Here is a 17,389-nt window from a genome sequence, read left to right on the forward strand (position 1 = left end):
ATTCACGGTTTCCTTGAACCGAATCAATTGATTGACCGCAATCGGAGGACGTGATGGCACGAAAGAATCTGCTGGAGAGGCTGGCCGACATGCCTGACGAGAATGCAGGCGCGCCGAACTATCCGATGCGCGGGGCGGGCCGGTCGCTCGTCCGCTCGCTGGACGAACTCGCCAAGCAGGCGGAAAAATTCCTGGAGGGCGAGGCGGTCGTCGATCTCGACCCCGATGTCGTCGAGGTCTCCTTCGTCAAGGATCGCCTGTCCGAGGATGACGAGGAATTCCGCGCGCTGGTCGAAGCGATCCGTGCGCGCGGGCAGGACACGCCTATTCTGGTGCGCCCCCACGGCAAGATCGACGGACACTATCAAGTGGTCTTCGGCCACCGGCGGCTGCGTGCCGCCCGCGAGCTCGGCCGTAATGTCAGGGCCGTTGTCAAAGCGATCGACGACCGCACCCATGTCATCGCCCAGGGGCAGGAGAATTCGGCCCGCGCCGATCTTACCTTCATCGAACGGGCGCTCTTCGCCGGGCGGCTGGAAGAACTGGGATACGACAGGGAGGTCATTTCGACAGCCCTTGCCGCCAATGCGGCGTCGATCTCGAAAATGATATCGGTGATGGATCGCATCTCGCCGGAGGTCGTCCAGGCGATCGGCCCCGCACCCGGCATCGGCCGCGAACGCTGGGTGGAGTTGTCGCTGCTCGCCGGCAAATCGGCCAATGCAGCAAGCGTCGCCCAGGTCCTGCAGGACGACAGCTTTCATCAGTTGCCTTCCGACAAACGTTTCGAAACGCTCTATGCGGCGCTCAACAAAAGCGCGCGACCGGTGAAGAAGACGGCAGCGGCAAGGAAGGTGAAATGGCAGCCGCGAGACAAGGCGGTCCAGGCGGAAATGAAGAATGACGGCAAGGCGTTCTCGCTCTCGATGAAAGCGAGGAATGCCGGCCGCTTCGGGGAATTTCTCTCCAGCAGGCTGGATGCGCTCTATGAGCAATTCCTCGCCGAGGAGAGCAAACAAGGAGAGTAAACCGCAAAAGAAAAAGGCCCCCAAACGACCTGAGTCGTGGAAGCCCTTCTCCTATCCTTAAGCAAGACAGAGAATCGCATTTTCACGAATCCCAGTCAAGAGTCCTGCAGCGCTGCGCGTGTCTTTTCAGACGCGTAAAAGACGCTCCAGCGCTCTTATCCTCGCATCGTTTCGGTGAGCGGATTTCTTTTGCCTGATGAGAGGTGAAGGAAATGGAGAGTGAATCTGTAACGACGCCCTTCGGGCGGCGGCCGATGTCGCTTGCCATGCTGCTGAAACAGCGGCGCGGCGAAGCGATCGCGGCCGGGACGACGCGCAACAAATGGAAACTGTTCCGATCTGTCTGCGAAGCCCGGGCAGGGCTCGACGTAACCGACCGGGCGCTGACAGTGCTCGATGCGCTGCTGAGTTTTTATCCGCAGGACGAACTCTCCAGCGAACGCGGGCTCGTGGTCTTTCCCTCGAACTTGCAGCTTTCGCTGAGAGCACGCGGCATGGCCGCTGCCACGTTGCGCCGGCACCTCGCCGTGCTTGTCGAGGCCGGCCTCATCTCCCGCAAAGACAGCCCGAACGGCAAGCGCTATATCAGGCGCAACAGGGAAGGCGGCATCGGCGAGGCCTACGGCTTCAGCCTGGCGCCGCTCCTTGCCCGCGCCGCCGAGATCGAAACGATCGCCGCACGCATTGCCGCCGACCGGCAGATGCTGCGGAGGATGAAGGAGCGGCTGACCATCTGCCGTCGCGACATCGCCAAGCTCATTTCCGCGGCCATTGAGGAAGCGGTTCCCGGCGACTGGGAGCGCATCGCTTCGACGTTCCAGGCGCTGTTGCAGCGCATTCCGAGAGCGGCAAAGCTCGAATACCTCGGGCCAATACTCGATGAGCTTGAGACGATCCGCCTAGGCATCATCAACATATTGGAATTGCAAGATAAAATTCAGATAGCGAGCACCAATGAATCCCAGATTGAGCACCACATACAGAATTCGAATCCCGAATCCCCATCTGAATCTGAACCGGGCTTGGAAACCGGGCAGGAGGCGAACCGGCGTTGCGAACCGGGGCCAGGGCTGGAAAGGCGCGAACCGGGAATGGCCGGCGAGGATGGGGAGGGATGGCGGGCCATTGTCCGGACGCATGCCGGGAAATTGAAATCCTTCCCGCTTGGCATGGTCCTCCAGGCCTGCCCTGATATCATCGACTACGGGCCGGGCGGCACGATCGCCAGCTGGCGGGATCTGATGATGGCGGCGGCCGTCGTGCGCTCGATGCTGGGCGTCAGCCATTCGGCCTATGAGGAAGCAGCCTCGGTGATGGGGCCGGAGAGCGCCGCCACCGTCATGGCCTGCATTCTCCAGAGGGGAGGGCACATCAACTCCGCCGGCGGCTACCTCAGGGATCTCGCCCAGCGCGCCGAACGGAGCGAGTTCACGCTCGGCCCGATGTTGATGGCGCTGTTGCGGGCAAAGGAGCGGTTTTCAGACGGGCCGTCGCATGGGCCAGAGATAGGAACAGATCTTGTTCAGGCAGCGTCGCGATAGGCTCGTGCGCCGGGCTCGGTCCCGCCCAGTTCGAACTGGGTGACCAGGTCGCGCAGGCGCTCCGCCTCGCCAGCGAGCGTGACGCTGGCGGCGGTGGTTTCCTCCACCATCGCGGCGTTCTGCTGGGTCACCTGGTCGAGTTGATGCATGGCGGAATTGACTTCCGACAGGCTGGTGGCCTGTTCGCGCGCCGAGCCCGCCAGCGCTTCCATGCGCTGGTTGATATCGACGATGAAGCGCCCGATGTCGCCAAGTGCTGCGCCGGTCTGGTTGACCAGCTCGACGCCGCCGGCGACCTTGGCGGATGCCCGACCGATCAGTTCCTTGATCTCCTTGGCGGCTTGGGCCGAACGCTGTGCCAGTTCGCGCACCTCCTGGGCGACGACGGCAAAACCCTTGCCGGCCTCGCCGGCGCGGGCAGCCTCGACGCCGGCATTGAGCGCCAGCAGGTTGGTCTGGAAGGCGATCTGGTCGATGACGGCGATGATATTGTTGATCTGCCTGGACGACTCCTCGATCTGGCCCATGGCATCCACCGTCTGGGCCACCACTTTGCCCGATGCGAGGGCGCTGCGATTGGCGTCGTCGGCGACCCCTCGGGCCTCTTTGGCAATCTCGAAGGCTTCGGTGACCTTGGCTGTGACGGCGTTCAGCGCCGCAGCGGTCTGTTCCAGCGTGGCCGCCTGCCGTTCGGTGCGGCCGGAGAGTTCGTTGGAGCCGTTGCTGATCTCGCGGGTGCCGGAATTGATGATCGACACACTTTCGGAGACGGAGAGCAGCGTCCCGCCGAGCTGCTCGACGGAAGCGTTAAAATCATGTCTCAGCGGTTCGAATTCCGGCGCGAACCGCTCCGAAAGCTTGAAGGCGAGATCGCCCGCCGCGAGCCGCTTCAGCCCGGCTGCCAGCCCCGATGTGGCGACCGTCAGCCGCTCGGCCGCGCTCCGTTCGGCCTGCTCCTGGTCGACCAGCCGGTTTGCTTCAGCCAGTCGCCGGTTCTCCTCGGCCTCGCTTTCGAGCCGGGTGCGGGCGATGGCATTCTGACGGAAGACTTCCACCGACCCGGCCATCAGGCCGATCTCGTCACGGCGCCCGGCATAGGGGATTGCCTTGTCGGTTTCGCCACTCGCGAGCGCCTGCATGGAGTGGGTAATGCGCTGGATCGGGCGCGACACATGCCGGGCGATCGCAATCAGAATGCCGAGGCCGATAATGGCGGCGAGGCCCGCCAATGCCAGTTCGATTTCGATTTTCGTCTCGAGCGCACTGCCCGCTTCGGCGACACTCTCGGTGGCGATCTTGTCGACGATGGCGTTGACGGCGGCAATGCCGGTCAGGATCGCCTGCTGTGAGCGCGCCAGCTTTTCGGTAGTCGGCACTTCATCCGCCGGCTGCAGGCCGAGGCTGACCTTGACGTCTTTTTCCCAGACATCATGCGCCTGGCGCAGCGAGCGCGCGCCCTCGGTCAAGGACGCTGCAAGATCGATACCGCCGAGCTCGTCGAGCGATTGCGTCAGCGCGCCGTTGCTTTCGTCGAATTCCGTCTTGACCTCGGCCGCCGAGACGAAATTGGTCATCGACAGAACCCGGTCGACGACCGATGTCGCTTGCCTGAACTGCTGTTCGATATGGGCGGAGGCCAGCTTGGCGTTCACCGCCTCCTCCACCACCGCGGCGACCCGGGTCTGGCCGGTGACCGATTGGTAGCCGATCAGGAATGCGCTGCCGAAGCCGACGACGATCGTTGCCACCATGGGCACGAGAATCTGCATGCGTATGGAGAGTTTCATTGCCTGCACCTCAGTTCGGCAGCGTCGGCAAGGGGATGTCTTGCTTTTCCGCGGTCAAAGTTCCCAGAAAGGCGACCAGATCCTTGCTCTCCTCTTCCGTCAGCAGGAAGGGCGACATCGCCGGATCGAGTGACGGACGGCTGACGCCGCCGCTTTCATAGTGGGTGATCACCTCGTCCATGCTCTTCAGGCTGCCGTCATGCATATAGGGACCACGGTAGAGCGTATTGCGCAGGCCGGGCGTCTTGAAGGCATATTTATTGCCGGGGCTGCTCGGATCGATCTTGTAGCGGCCGATATCGTCGCTCGGCAGGCCGATGTCATGGAACTTGTTGTCGGTGAAATTCCAGCCGGAATGGCAGGCGGAACAGCCGGCTGTGCCGGTGAACAACTCGAAGCCCCGCTTGGCGCTGTCGGAGACCGCCTTCTCGTCGCCATCAACCCAGCGGTCGAAGGGCGACCAGTTGGAAACCACCGTCCGCTCATAGGTGGCGATGGCCGTCAGCAGCGTCTCCTTGCTGATGCCCTTGTCCGGGAAGACCTCGCCGAACCACTTCTTGTAGTCGGGTATGTCATGCATTTCACTCACGGCATCGTCGAGCTTGCCATTCATTTCGGCGGCAGCGGTGATCGGGCCCGCCGCCTGCTGCTCCAGGTTCGGCGCGCGACCGTCCCAGAAGAAAGGCGAGACCCAGGCAACGTTCAGAACCGTCGGCGCCTGGCGCCCGAGCGCGGTATTAGCCGCGCCGATCGGCGTCTTCACAGGCGTCTCGAAGCCGAAGGACGGGTTGTGACAGCTGGCGCAGGTCATATTCTTATTGCCGGATAGCCTGGGATCGAAGAACAGCATCTTGCCGAGCGTCGCCAGTTGAGGGGAATAGGCCGTCACCCCTTCGAAAGGCACGGTCAGCGGCCGTTTATAGGCGGAAAGATCGGCAGCCGCGCCGGGTTGGATTGCGGCCAATGCGAAGAGGGAAGCTGCAATCAGGAGACGCATCGTTCTAGCAAGTCCGGAGAAGTTTCTGACTGATGCTAAAATTAGCGCAATTGCATTAATGGTATCTAAAGCAAAATATACTTGAGGCCTACGTGAAGGTTTTGCTGGCTGAAGTTGTATCGCAGATATTTATCCCTGCGAAATACAATAGCAGGTTACTATTCCTCCATTGCAGATGAAAGACGACGCGTTTTAGCCTCACCCCGCTCTGGCTGACGAACTTTTCCTATTGAGAAGGGCTGCGCGAATCTGTTCGTTCTTGCTCAACAGGGGAGGGGGAACTGGTGCAGGCTGCTCCGGCGCCTCGACCTTGCCATTATTCTGCTTGAGGCTGAGGAAGCGTTTTTGCGCGACCAGCCGGTCTTCCGAAGACAGCGCTTCGAAGGGCACGCCGTCCACGCCATGGCGCATGGAATCGGGCTGGGCGCTGGCGAAATAGTAGCGCCGGCAATGGACATAGGCGGCGGTCGCGCGTCTCAGCGTCGTCACGCCCGCGTCGGCCTTCAGGAGCGGGCGCAATTCGTTGAAGAGGCCGACGGCAAAAGGGAGGATCGGATCTCCGGGCTTCGCCGGAAGCACGCCGACCGGCCGGATCAACAGCGTGTTTATTGCGTTTGCCTTCTCGACGTCGAGCTCGGTTGCCGCAATCGGCCCGCGGCTGATCTTCCAAGGTTCCATGTATCCTCCATAGCGACCGACTGTAATGGTATCTTGACGGACTGGGGCAATAGCGTTGCGGCTCGCATATTGCCAGCCCCGCTGCAAGCTGCCAATTCCGGGCGGATATAGGCCGGCCTTATCGGCCTGCCATTGCATCTAATCGTTTTTATCGCGGAATATCCATTGACCTCCAGCATCGATTACACTTCTTATCCGCGCCCAAGATGAGTGACCGGCCGCGGGGAGGATATATGCGGGTTTTCTCGAGCATAGACGAGCTGCGCCACACGCTCGATGCGCTGAAGCGCCAGGGACGCACCGTCGGTCTGGTGCCGACGATGGGCTATCTCCATGCCGGTCATATGGAGCTCGTATCGCGCGCACGGGCCGAGAACGATCTCGTCGTCGTCTCGATCTTCGTCAATCCGCTGCAGTTCGGTCCGGCCGAAGATCTCAGCAAATATCCACGCGATCTGGAGCGCGATTCGGCCATGCTCAAGCAGGCCGGCGTCAATTTCCTGTTCGCTCCCGGCGTCGCGGACATGTATGCGCGCCCGATGAAAACCGTGGTCGACGTCCCCGAGCTAGGGCGGGAACTCGAAGGCGCGGTCAGGCCAGGGCATTTCGCCGGCGTCGCCACCGTCGTCTCCAAGCTCTTCAATATCGTGCAGCCGCAAACCGCCTATTTCGGGGAGAAGGATTACCAGCAGGTCGTCATCATCAAGCGCATGGTGGATGATCTGGCGGTGCCGGTGCGGGTGATATCGGTGCCGACCGTCAGGGATGCCGACGGCCTCGCATTATCGTCGCGCAATGTCTATCTCAGTCCTGAGGAGCGCCGTGCCGCGGCAATCGTCCCGCAGACCCTCGACGAGGCCGAGCGCCTGATTGCCGACGGCCTCACGGATGCCAGGGAGTTGGAAGCAAAGCTCACGAAATTTCTCGGTCGCGAGCCTCTGGCAAAACCCGAAGTCGTCGCCGTCAGAGACGCCTCGACGCTTGAGCCGGTCAGCACGATCGAAGAGCCTGTCGTCGTGGCGCTTTTCGTTCGGTTCGGCTCGACGCGGCTTCTTGACAATCGAGTGGTCCGCAACAACCGGGTTGCCGGGGTTATCGGCGGGAAGGGCAAGCCGGGAAAGGGAGTGACGAAATGAGCGCCATCGGATCTCAAAAGCGTCTGACGCCGACCCGCATCTCAGCCATGAAGGGCGGCAAGCCGATCGTCTGCCTCACCGCCTATACGACGCCGATGGCGCGCCTGCTCGATGAGCATTGCGACCTGCTGCTGGTCGGGGATTCGCTCGGCATGGTGCTCTACGGCATGGAGACCACCCTCGGCGTCACGCTCGACATGATGATTGCCCACGGCAAGGCCGTGATGCGCGGCGTTAACAAGGCTTGCGTCGTCGTCGACATGCCGTTCGGCAGTTATCAGGAATCGAAGGAAGTGGCCTTCCGCAATGCCGTCCGCATCCTGCAGGAAACCGGCTGCGATGCCGTCAAGCTGGAAGGCGGCGAAGAGATGGCCGAGACCATTGCCTTTCTGACGAAGCGGGGCATCCCGGTCATGGGGCATATCGGCCTGATGCCGCAGCAGGTCCAAACCGCGGGAGGCTATCGCTCCGTCGGCCATTCCGAACACGAGACTTCGAAGATCCGGCGCGACGCGCATGCCATCGGCGGCTCGGGTGCCTTTGCCGTCGTCGTCGAAGGCACTGTAGAACCGCTCGCCCGGGAGGTCTCGTCAGCCATCCACATACCGACCATTGGCATCGGCGCATCCTCCGCCTGCGACGGCCAGGTTCTGGTATCCGACGATATTCTGGGGCTGTTCAACGATTTCACGCCGCGTTTCGTCAAACGCTACGACGAACTCGGCAAGAGGATCGCAGCGGCCGTCTCCGCCTATGCCGACGAAGTCCGGTCGCGAAAGTTTCCGGCCGCGGAGCATACGTTCAAGCGCCGGTCCTGAGCAGGGACATCATCAGGTCCATCACCGCGCGAGCTGTCGTTCGCGCATGATATCGGCCGATCGGCGAACGGCCTCGGAGACCTGCAGCAGCTGTTTGGCCATCGGGGTCGAATTGCGCCAGACCATGCCGATCGTTCGCGATGGCTGCGGAGACTGGAAGCGGGAGATCGAAACCTGCGCCGAGCGCGTTTCCACGGGAACGGCCATCTCCGGGATCAAGGTGATGCCGATGCCGGCGCTGACCATTTGGACCAGGGTGGAGAGCGAGCTGCCTTCCATCACTTCGCGCGGGCGGGCCGAACCGATCTTGCAAAACGACAAGGCCTGATCGCGGAAGCAATGGCCCTCCTCGAGCAGCAGCAACCGCATTTCGCGCAGCGCCTCGCGTTCGGGCACCGGCTTGCCCTCGTCTTCGGGCCGCCGCACCAGCACGAACTCTTCCTTGAAGAGTTCGAGTTCGGTCAGCGATGGTTCCGACACGGGCAAGGCAACGATTGCCGTATCCAGCTGGCCTTGGGTAAGTTCGTGAACAAGCTTTGCCGTCTGCGTCTCGCGCACCTCGATCTGAATTCCGGCGAAAGTTTCGTTCAGATCGTTTATGATAATCGGCAGCAGATAAGGCGCAATGGTCGGTATGATGCCGACGCGCAGCCGCGACAGGAAGGAGTGGCGAGAGGCGCGCGCCAGCTCCCCCAGTTCGTCCACGCCGCGCAGGATCTCGCGGACCTTGAGAGCGAAGGTCTGGCCGAAGGCCGTCAGCTTTACTTCGCGCGCGCTGCGCTCGAAAAGCTCGCTGCCCAACTCCTGCTCAAGTTCTTTGATCTGCATTGAGAGTGCCGGCTGGGAGATGGCGCAGGCCTCGGCAGCGCGCCGGAAGCGGCCATCCCTTGCCAGGGCTTCAAAATAACGCAGCTGTTTCAGGGTCAGGTTCTTCATAAGCTAAGCTTATCGCAGCAATCAGGAAATCCAACTTAAAATTATCATATCCTTCCGATATGAAGACAGCAAGGAGAGCGGGGGCGCCCACTCGGCAACGTTTGAATGGCAGACAGATCAAGCAATGAAGGAGACAATCATGGACAACCCCACGGACAGCACAGGCAAATGTCCCGTTGCACATCACAAGGCTCCAGCCGGCCGGTCGAACCGCGACTGGTGGCCGAACCAGCTGAACGTGCAGATGCTTCACCACAACTCCGGCCGCGCCGACCCGCTCGGCCAGGCCTTCGACTATGCCGAGGAATTCAAAAAGCTCGATCTCCAGGCGCTGAAGCAGGATCTTCACGCGCTGATGACCGATTCGCAGGATTGGTGGCCGGCCGACTTCGGTCACTACGGCGGCCTCTTCATCCGCATGGCCTGGCATAGCGCCGGCACCTACCGTATCACCGACGGGCGCGGCGGCGCCGGTCAGGGCCAGCAGCGTTTTGCGCCGCTCAACAGCTGGCCTGACAATGCCAACCTCGACAAGGCCCGCCGCCTGCTGTGGCCGATCAAGCAGAAATACGGCAACCGCATCTCCTGGGCCGACCTGCTGATCCTCACCGGCAATGTCGCCCTGGAATCCATGGGCTTCAAGACCTTCGGCTTCGCCGGCGGCCGCGCCGATGTCTGGGAGCCGGAAGAGCTCTACTGGGGTCCCGAGGGCACCTGGCTCGGCGACGAGCGCTACAGCGGCGAACGCCAGCTGGCAGAACCGCTCGGGGCCGTGCAGATGGGCCTCATCTACGTCAATCCGGAAGGCCCGGGTGGCAATCCCGATCCGATCGCTTCGGCGCGCGACATCCGCGAAACCTTTGCCCGCATGGCGATGAACGACGAAGAGACCGTGGCGCTGATCGCCGGCGGCCACACCTTCGGCAAGACGCACGGCGCCGGCGACCCGTCCCTGATCGGCGCCGAGCCGGAAGGCGGCGCGATCGAGGATCAGGGCCTGGGCTGGAAGAGCTCGTTCGGCTCCGGCGTCGGCAAGGATGCCATCACCGCTGGCCTCGAAGTCACCTGGTCGCAGACGCCGACCAAGTGGAGCAACTACTTCTTCGAAAACCTCTTCGCCTTCGAGTGGGAGCTGACGACGAGCCCGGCCGGCGCGAAGCAGTGGCAGGCCAAGAACGCCGAAGCCTCGATTCCGGATGCTTACGAGGCCGGCAAGAAGCATCTGCCGACCATGCTGACCAGCGACCTGGCGCTGCGTTTCGATCCGGTCTACGAGAAGATCTCGCGCCGGTTCCTCGAAAATCCGGCTGAGTTCGCCGACGCTTTCGCCCGCGCCTGGTTCAAGCTGACCCACCGCGACATGGGACCGAAGGTGCGCTATCTCGGCCCGGAAGTTCCGGCGGAAGATCTGATCTGGCAAGACGTAATCCCGGCCGTCGATCATCCGCTCGTCGACGACAAGGACATCGCCGAGTTGAAGGCAAAAGTACTGGCAACCGGCCTTGGCGTGCAGGAACTGGTCTCCACCGCCTGGGCTTCCGCCTCGACCTTCCGCGGCTCCGACAAGCGCGGCGGCGCCAACGGCGCGCGCATCCGCCTCGCCCCGCAGAAGGACTGGGAAGCAAACCAGCCGGCCCAGCTCGCCAAGGTGCTTGGTGTTCTCGAAGGCATCCGGACGGACTTCAACGCCGCTCAGACCGGCGGTAAGAAGATCTCGCTCGCCGACCTGATCGTCCTTGCCGGTGCAGCCGGCGTCGAAAAGGCGGCAACGGCCGGCGGTCAGTCCGTCAGCGTGCCGTTTACGCCTGGCCGCACGGACGCCTCCGAGGCGCAGACCGATGCGCATTCCTTCGCAGCGCTCGAGCCGCGGATCGATGGCTTCCGTAACTATGTGAACGGCAAGCGCCTGCAGTTCATGAAACCTGAGGAAGCGCTCGTCGATCGCGCCCAGCTGCTGACGCTGACCGGCCCCGAAATGACCGTTCTCGTCGGCGGCCTGCGCGTCCTGAAGGTCGGCCAGCCGGAACATGGCGTCTTCACCTCGCGTCCGGAAACGCTGACGAACGACTTCTTCGTCAACCTGCTCGACATGGGTACCCAGTGGGTTCCTGCCGCCGGCCAAGAAGGCGTCTATGAAGGCCGTGACCGCAAGACGGGTGCCGTCAGGTGGACCGGCACCCGCGTCGACCTGATCTTCGGCTCGCACTCGCAGCTTCGCGCCTTTGCCGAAGTCTACGGCCAGGCCGACGCCAAGGAGAAGTTCGTCAAGGACTTCGTCGCCGCCTGGAACAAGGTCATGAACGCCGACCGCTTCGACCTCGTCTGATCGGAAGCATTCGCCCGGGCGCCGTTTCGACCGCGCCCGGGCGTTTTTTTGAATAGCTTCAAATGGAAACAGCGCCCAAGTCCCCTCGCCACCGTGCGGAACTTTCCGGCGATGAACGCATCCTCGGCAGTGAGATAGCGCAAAGCGCCATCCTCCATCGCTCCCGATCTTGAGCGCGCAGGCCAAAGGCCGAAGAGACCGACACCCGCCCGTCAGGCGAGCAGCACCTTGCCGCCCGCCCGGAAGGGAAGCGCGCATTGCAGCGCATCGCCGATCTTTTCAAGAGGAAAGACTTCCCGCACCTCGGTCGCGATCACCTTCGCAACGATCTGCGCCGCCACTTCGGAATAGGCGCGCTGGACCTCGCCCATGTCTTCGGAATGAACCAATTCCCGGAGATGGAAAAAGGAAAAGATGATATCGGGATGGGCAGCCCAGAAGGAATTCGGGATGCTTTGGCCCGAGAGCAGGCCGTAATGGACGAAGTGTCCGCCAGGTTTGAGCGCAGCAGCGAGGATTGAGGCGCGCGCGCCGCCGACGCAGTCGAGCACGGCGTCCAGCCCATGCCGACCGGCAAGCCCGGCGGCCAGATCGCCGTCCGCGCTGTCGACGATGACGGTCTCGAGCCTGCCGCTGAGGCGCGCGCGCGATTCCTCGCTGCGGACGATCGCCACCGGCTCGACGCCGACGGCATTCGCCAGACCGATCAGGATCGATCCGATCGAAGAGGCGGCGGCGTTGACGGCGATGCGCATGCCCGGCCTCAGCCCGATCTTCTTGTGCAGCATCAGCCAGGCCGTCATCGGGTTGACGTAGCTCGTCGCCGCTTCGAAATCGGATAGCCCATCCGGAACACGAAGGCACCAGTCGGGATCGGTATCCTTGAATTCCTGCCATCCCCCGGCGCTGCGCACCGGCAGCACGCGGGTGCCGGGCGCAAGCCCGTAAACGTCCTCACCGCAGGCGTCGACCACCCCGAAGGCTTCGAAGCCGGGGATGAAGGGCAGGGTCGTGCGTCCGGCATAGGCGCCTGAAATGGTGATGATATCGGAGGGATTGATCGACCGCGCCAAGAGCCGCACCCGGACCTGATCGCGGCGTAGCACCGGCAATGCGGCCCGCTCGATCCCGACGACATCCTGAGCCGGTCCGAATTTTCGCACGACCGCCTGATATTGCATTGCATCCCCCGGACAACAGCGGTTAGAACAGCCCACCAATTTTCGGTGATCGCATGAGTGTTGACGACAGGCCTTTAGCATCCTTCCGGGTCTCGATGCGAGACATCGACATCTATGGTCATGTCCATAACTCGGTTTACCTCGATTATTGCGAGGATGCGGTCGTCGAGTTCCTGCGGCACCGGGAAATTCTCAGCCACTTCCGCCACACCTCCTCGGGCGTTGCCTATCACGTGAAGAAGGCCGAGATCACTTTTCACAATCCCATCGACGTCGACGACGTCGTCGAAGCCAAGGTGACGGTCGAGAAAATCGGGCGCACGAGCCTCTCTTTCGCGATCGAACTTTTTCGCCAGCGCGATGGCGCCCATTGCGCCTCGGCCGGATTCGTCTGGGTCTGCGTCGGCCTCTCCGACAGCCGCCCGACGCCGATCCCCGACGCCACCAGGGCAGCTTTGGGCTGACGGCCGATCTTCAAACCAGCGGGTGTCCATGCCGATCCATGCAGAGCTTCTTCGACATGCAACGGAAAGGCCGGATCAGCCGGCCCTGGCGATCGACGGCCGCTCCCTGAGCTACGGCGAACTCCATTTACGCGCCAACGCGATTTACCGCTTTCTCCAGGAAGTGCCGCGCTCGCCCCGTCGCACGCTCGATCTGCCCGGCGTGGAGAGACTTGCGGCCCTCAGCCTCGGCAACCACATCGGCTTCGCCGAATATTTCATCGCCGCCACCGCCTCGCCGCATACCTGCGCGGTGATCGACCCGATGATGCCGCCTGAGAGAATCGAGCGCATCATCGAGCGGCTGGCGCCTGACGTGCTTGTCGTCGACGACGATAGCGGCCCAAGCGCCGAGATCGGCCGCAGGCTCGGTATCTCAGTCATCACCGCCGGAGCCGAGCCCTTCGATCTCGCCGCGACGGAAGGCGAGCTGCCTGGAGAGGCCGAGGGGATTTTCCTGATCGGCTTTACTTCGGGCACCACCGCCGAGCCGAAAGCCTATTATCGCTCGCGCGAGCAGTGGCGCCGGAGCCTCGATCGTGGCCGCATGGTTTTCGAACTGGAAGGCGCGCCGTCCACAATGTGCCCCGGCGCCTTGGCGCATGGCCTCGCGCTTTACGCCATGGTCGAAGCCTTGGATGCCGGCGGCACCTTCCATTCAGTGAGGAAATGGGATGCCGCTGCCGTTGCGCGCATTCTCTCTGCCGAAGCGATCGAACGGCTGGTCGCCGTGCCCACCCATATAGCGGGCATTGCGAGAGCCTGGGCTGGCGAACAGCCTCTCACCTCCCTGCGCGACGTTCTGACTGCCGGCGCGAAACTGGACGTGAACGGCGTCGAAGCCATGCGTCGCCTTTTCCCGAAGGCGCGCATCCGCGAATATTACGGCGCATCCGAGATTGGTTTCATGACCGTCTCCACCCTTGTCGGCGGCGCGGTCGATTTTCCGATCGACCGCGTGGGCCAGGCCTATCCCGGCGTCGAGATTTCCATTCGCGACCCTGATGAAAACGACGTCGGCACCGATGTGCCGGGCACCATCTTCGTCAGGAGCGACCTGATCGCCGACGGCTATCTCTGGGGCGACGACGGTCAGGCGTTCCGGGTCACACCGGTTGGCGCCACCGTCGGCGATCTCGGTGAAATCGACGCCAATGGCATGCTGCGGGTGATCGGCCGGGCAGGCGGCATGATGATTTCAGGCGGCAACAACGTCTATCCCGCCGAAGTCGAGAGCGCGCTGAAAACCTGCCCCGGCGTCGAAGAAGCCGTCGTCTTCGGCCTGCCGGATGACTATTACGGCCAACGGATCGTCGCCGTCGTCTCCGGCGAGGCGATCGATGCGAAAATGCTGGCCGAGGATTGCGCCAGCAAGCTTGCCAGGTTCAAGATCCCCAGGCAATTCTACCATATCGCCTCCTGGCCGATGACGAGCAGCGGCAAGATTTCCAGGGGCCAGGTGGAAGCAGCGGTCATTTCGGGAGACGGCCTTGTCCTACGCCTATCAGCCTGACGAGGATTGGCAGCCGGTCGTGGTTGCCGCCTACCGCACGCCGATCGGCCGGGCCTTCGGTTCGCTTGCGACGGTCGCCGCCGAAGACCTGCTTGCGGCGATCATCCGCCGGATCGTTGCCGAAACCGGCATCGCGCCGGACGATATAGACGACGTGCTGGTCGGCAATGCCGCCGGCGGCGGCGGCAATATCGGCCGGCTGGCCGCCCTCACCGCCGGCCTGCCGTTGTCCGTTCCCGGTGTCGCCGTCGACCGGCAATGCGGCTCGGGCCTGGAAGCGATCATCATGGCCGCCCGCCTGATCCAGGCGAAAGCCGGCGCCTGTTTTCTCGCCGGCGGCGTTGAGAGCGTCAGCACCGCGCCGTGGCGCGTCGAACGGCCGAAAGCCAATGGGGCGCTGCCGCGCTTTTATGGCCGCGCCCGCTTTTCCCCCGAAACGGTCGGCGACCCCGAGATGGGCATTGCCGCTGAAAACGTCGCCCGCCAATTCGCCATCGCACGCCAGAGGCAGGACGAATTCGCGCTCCGCAGCCACTGGCTCGCTGTCGCGGCCGCCGAGGCAGGCCTCTTTCAGCCGGAGATCGTCGACATCTCCACCACCCACGGACTGGTGGAACGCGACGAATGCCTGCGCCCCTCCACATCGCTTGAGGCGCTCGCAAATCTCCGGCCGGTCTTTCTCCGCGACGGTTCGGTGACAGCAGGCAATGCCTGCCCGCTGAATGACGGCGCCTGCCTGGTGCTGGTCATGAGCCGTGGAATGGCCAAAAGCCTCGGCATCGGCAAGGGCCTCGCCCTCATCGACAGTGCTGCGGCCGGCGTCGATCCCAATCTGCTCGGCATCGGCCCCGTCGCCTCGACCAAAAAGCTGCTGCGGCGTCAGCCCGGGCTCTCGCTCGCCAGCATCGATGCCATCGAATTCAACGAGGCCTTCGCCGCCCAGGTTCTGGCATCGCTGGATCAGCTCGACATCCCTGCCGACACGGTCAACAGGGAGGGCGGCGCCATTGCTTTGGGCCACCCCTTCGGCGCATCCGGCGCGATCCTGGTTACGAGACTGTACAGTCAGTTGGTCCGCGCCGGCGTTCCCGGCGCCACCGGCCTCGCCATGATCGGCATCGGCGGCGGCATCGGACTGACGGCACTGTTCGAGTCTGTCGCGCTTTCCTGAGAAGGACCGCCTGCATCGGCTGGCAGTAAAAGACGGAGAGAGGGATGGGCGACGTTAGCCCCACCCTCCGTCCTGCTCGGCCTTGAGCCGAGCATCCACACCGCATCCACCGGCAGCCGTGGCATGGGTCCTCGGCGCAAGGCCTGGGATGACGGAGAGTGGGGTTGGCTTCTCGCCAAACTCCGCCGGAACCATCCAGCCGCCCCACCTCCGTCCCTTGCAACACCTGACGACGCAGGTCTCCTTCCATCCCGGCCGAACGGCCCGATCCTAGGGCGAGCCGCCCTACTGCCTTGGCATAGGACGACAGCGACCGAGGGAGAATGGTTCGGCCTGACGATCCGGCGCATTCTCCCGTCCATCGGCTGCGGCCGGCCGCGCCGGAAATTTCGCGTGGCGTCCCCATACCGATGAAGTCGCCTGCCTCGCCGAGGCGGCGATTTCGGCAGCCATCTCAGGTCAACAGAGGAAATCCTCGCTAGGACAAGGAGACTACCCATGAAGATCGTCATTATCGGCGGCACCGGGCTTATCGGCTCGAAGACCGTGGAAAGATTGCGCAGCAAGGGGCACGAGGTGCTGGCGGCATCGCCGAATTCGGGCGTCGACACGATCACCGGCAAGGGGCTCGCGGAAGCGCTGGCCGGCGCCGAGGTGGTGCTCGATCTTGCCAACTCGCCCTCCTTCGAGGACAAGGCCGTCCTGGAATTCTTCCAGACATCGGGCCGCAATCTGCTGAAGGCAGCAGCCGCCGCCGGCGTGAAGCATCATATCGCCCTGTCCATCGTCGGCATGGAGCGGCTGCAGGGCAGCGGCTATATGCGCGCCAAGATGGCCCAGGAACAGCTGATCAAGGCTTCCGGCATCCCCTACACCATCGTCCATTCCACACAATTCCACGAATTCATGGCCGGTATCGCCCAGTCGGGCACATCAGGCCAGATGGTTCATCTGTCGCCGGCCTATGTGCAGCCGATCGCATCGGACGATGTCGCCGACGTCATGGCCGAGGTGGCGCTGGGCGCGCCCGTCAACGGCACGATCGAGATCGGCGGACCGGAGAAAATTCGCCTCACCGATATCGTGACGCGCCTGCTGAAAGCGACGAACGATCCGCGCCAGGTGATTACCGATCCTCACGCCCGTTACTTCGGCGTCGAGCTCGAGGATAATTCGCTGGTAACCGGCGCCAAGGCGCGGCTCGGCCGCATTCGCTTCGACGATTGGCTCAGCCGGCAGCCACAGCAGAAGAAGAGCGCCTGACGGCCGGGGCCGCTCTTCGCGGCCCTTGCCGCAACCGTTTCCATCAACGCAAGGAGACCAGACATGTTAGGAAAAATGATCTCGGCAGGGGCATTCGCCGTTGCCATTGTCACCGGCACCGCCGCGCATGCCGCAGGCGACAAGGCGAAGGTAACCCTCGTCTACGACCACGCGCTTCCCAACGTTCCCGGCAAGAGCATCAAGGCCGTGCTCGTCGAATATAGGCCCGGCGGCACATCGCCAGGCCACACCCACCCGAAATCCGCCTTCATCTATGCCACCGTTCTGGAGGGCTCGATAAAAAGCCAGGTCAATGACGGCCCGGTGAAGATTTACAAGGCCGGCGAAAGCTTTCCCGAATTCCCCGGCGATCACCACAGCGTCAGCGCCAACGGCAGCAAGACCGCGCCCGCGAAACTGCTTGCGGTCTTCGTGGTGAACTCGGACGAGACGGAACTGACGACCGACGACAAGTAAGCTGCCCTCGATGCCCGGCCCCGCCGGGCATCGT

15 protein-coding genes are annotated in these 17,389 nt (G+C 63.1%); 10 read left to right on the forward strand and 5 right to left on the reverse strand.

The genetic code is table 11. From position 1 onward, the window contains the following. The first annotated feature begins 53 nt into the window (after positions 1-53). Together repB and repC are read left to right on the forward strand one after the other, a co-directional pair. Positions 54-1,028 (forward strand): plasmid partitioning protein RepB, encoded by a 975-nt coding sequence (repB, locus tag K6N12_RS03050; RefSeq protein WP_222148721.1) that lies wholly within the window; start codon positions 54-56, stop codon positions 1,026-1,028. Between the two features lie 212 nt (positions 1,029-1,240). Continuing rightward, on the forward strand, positions 1,241-2,569 hold the full coding sequence (gene repC / locus K6N12_RS03055; protein ID WP_222148722.1) for a plasmid replication protein RepC: 1,329 nt from the start codon (positions 1,241-1,243) through the stop codon (positions 2,567-2,569). Here repC and K6N12_RS03060 read toward each other — a convergent pair. From K6N12_RS03060 to K6N12_RS03070, 3 genes are all read right to left on the reverse strand, one after another. Next, positions 2,551-4,356: a methyl-accepting chemotaxis protein gene (locus K6N12_RS03060; RefSeq protein WP_222148723.1), complete on the reverse strand. Its 1,806-nt coding sequence runs from the start codon at positions 4,354-4,356 to the stop codon at positions 2,551-2,553. The two genes, repC and K6N12_RS03060, sit on opposite strands and share 19 nt — an antisense overlap. A 10-nt stretch (positions 4,357-4,366) precedes the next feature. Next, entirely contained in the window at positions 4,367-5,353 is a 987-nt protein-coding gene (locus tag K6N12_RS03065; protein WP_097624263.1) for a cytochrome-c peroxidase, read from the reverse strand. A 198-nt stretch (positions 5,354-5,551) separates the two neighbouring features. Continuing rightward, positions 5,552-6,031 carry a ProQ/FINO family protein gene (locus tag K6N12_RS03070; protein WP_131710675.1) on the reverse strand — a complete coding sequence of 160 codons (480 nt, stop codon included), beginning with the start codon at positions 6,029-6,031 and terminating at the stop codon, positions 5,552-5,554. 233 nt (positions 6,032-6,264) lie between these two features. Between K6N12_RS03070 and panC the strand changes: the two genes are divergently transcribed. Together panC and panB are read left to right on the forward strand one after the other, a co-directional pair. After that, complete coding sequence (panC, locus tag K6N12_RS03075) at positions 6,265-7,167, forward strand: pantoate--beta-alanine ligase (RefSeq protein ID WP_183854218.1); 903 nt, start codon at positions 6,265-6,267, stop codon at positions 7,165-7,167. Next, positions 7,164-7,985: a 3-methyl-2-oxobutanoate hydroxymethyltransferase gene (gene panB / locus K6N12_RS03080; RefSeq protein ID WP_222148724.1), complete on the forward strand. Its 822-nt coding sequence runs from the start codon at positions 7,164-7,166 to the stop codon at positions 7,983-7,985. Before panC ends, panB begins: the two co-directional genes overlap by 4 nt. Before the next feature lie 21 nt (positions 7,986-8,006). Here the strand turns inward: panB and K6N12_RS03085 are convergent, their stop codons facing one another. Further along, on the reverse strand, positions 8,007-8,921 hold the full coding sequence (locus K6N12_RS03085; RefSeq protein ID WP_097624259.1) for a hydrogen peroxide-inducible genes activator: 915 nt from the start codon (positions 8,919-8,921) through the stop codon (positions 8,007-8,009). A 139-nt stretch (positions 8,922-9,060) separates the two neighbouring features. Between K6N12_RS03085 and katG the strand changes: the two genes are divergently transcribed. Next, the gene (gene katG / locus K6N12_RS03090) at positions 9,061-11,247 is read left to right on the forward strand and encodes a catalase/peroxidase HPI (RefSeq protein WP_222148725.1); all 2,187 of its coding nucleotides are present in this window, start codon (positions 9,061-9,063) and stop codon (positions 11,245-11,247) included. 212 nt (positions 11,248-11,459) lie between these two features. Here katG and K6N12_RS03095 read toward each other — a convergent pair whose 3' ends face one another. Next, entirely contained in the window at positions 11,460-12,428 is a 969-nt protein-coding gene (locus tag K6N12_RS03095; protein ID WP_222148726.1) for a zinc-dependent alcohol dehydrogenase family protein, read from the reverse strand. Positions 12,429-12,481: 53 nt separating this feature from the next. Between K6N12_RS03095 and K6N12_RS03100 the strand changes: the two genes are divergently transcribed. The 5 genes from K6N12_RS03100 to K6N12_RS03120 all read left to right on the forward strand — a co-directional run bounded on the left by K6N12_RS03100 (position 12,482) and on the right by K6N12_RS03120 (position 17,355). Continuing rightward, on the forward strand, positions 12,482-12,892 hold the full coding sequence (locus tag K6N12_RS03100; RefSeq protein ID WP_097624256.1) for an acyl-CoA thioesterase: 411 nt from the start codon (positions 12,482-12,484) through the stop codon (positions 12,890-12,892). Positions 12,893-12,920: 28 nt separating this feature from the next. Next, on the forward strand, positions 12,921-14,444 hold the full coding sequence (locus K6N12_RS03105; protein WP_097624255.1) for a class I adenylate-forming enzyme family protein: 1,524 nt from the start codon (positions 12,921-12,923) through the stop codon (positions 14,442-14,444). Beyond that, positions 14,422-15,615, forward strand: coding sequence for a thiolase family protein (locus K6N12_RS03110; protein ID WP_097624254.1), 1,194 nt, complete (start codon positions 14,422-14,424; stop codon positions 15,613-15,615). Before K6N12_RS03105 ends, K6N12_RS03110 begins: the two co-directional genes overlap by 23 nt. A gap of 498 nt (positions 15,616-16,113) precedes the next feature. After that, positions 16,114-16,878: an SDR family oxidoreductase gene (locus K6N12_RS03115; protein WP_097624253.1), complete on the forward strand. Its 765-nt coding sequence runs from the start codon at positions 16,114-16,116 to the stop codon at positions 16,876-16,878. A gap of 63 nt (positions 16,879-16,941) precedes the next feature. Further along, a complete protein-coding gene (locus K6N12_RS03120) occupies positions 16,942-17,355 on the forward strand; it encodes a cupin domain-containing protein (RefSeq protein WP_097624252.1) in 414 nt (137 codons plus the stop codon). The last annotated feature ends 34 nt before the right edge of the window (positions 17,356-17,389 follow it).

The organism is Rhizobium redzepovicii (genome assembly GCF_019793435.1).
In the GTDB taxonomy this organism is placed as follows: Bacteria; Pseudomonadota; Alphaproteobacteria; order Rhizobiales; family Rhizobiaceae; genus Rhizobium; species Rhizobium redzepovicii.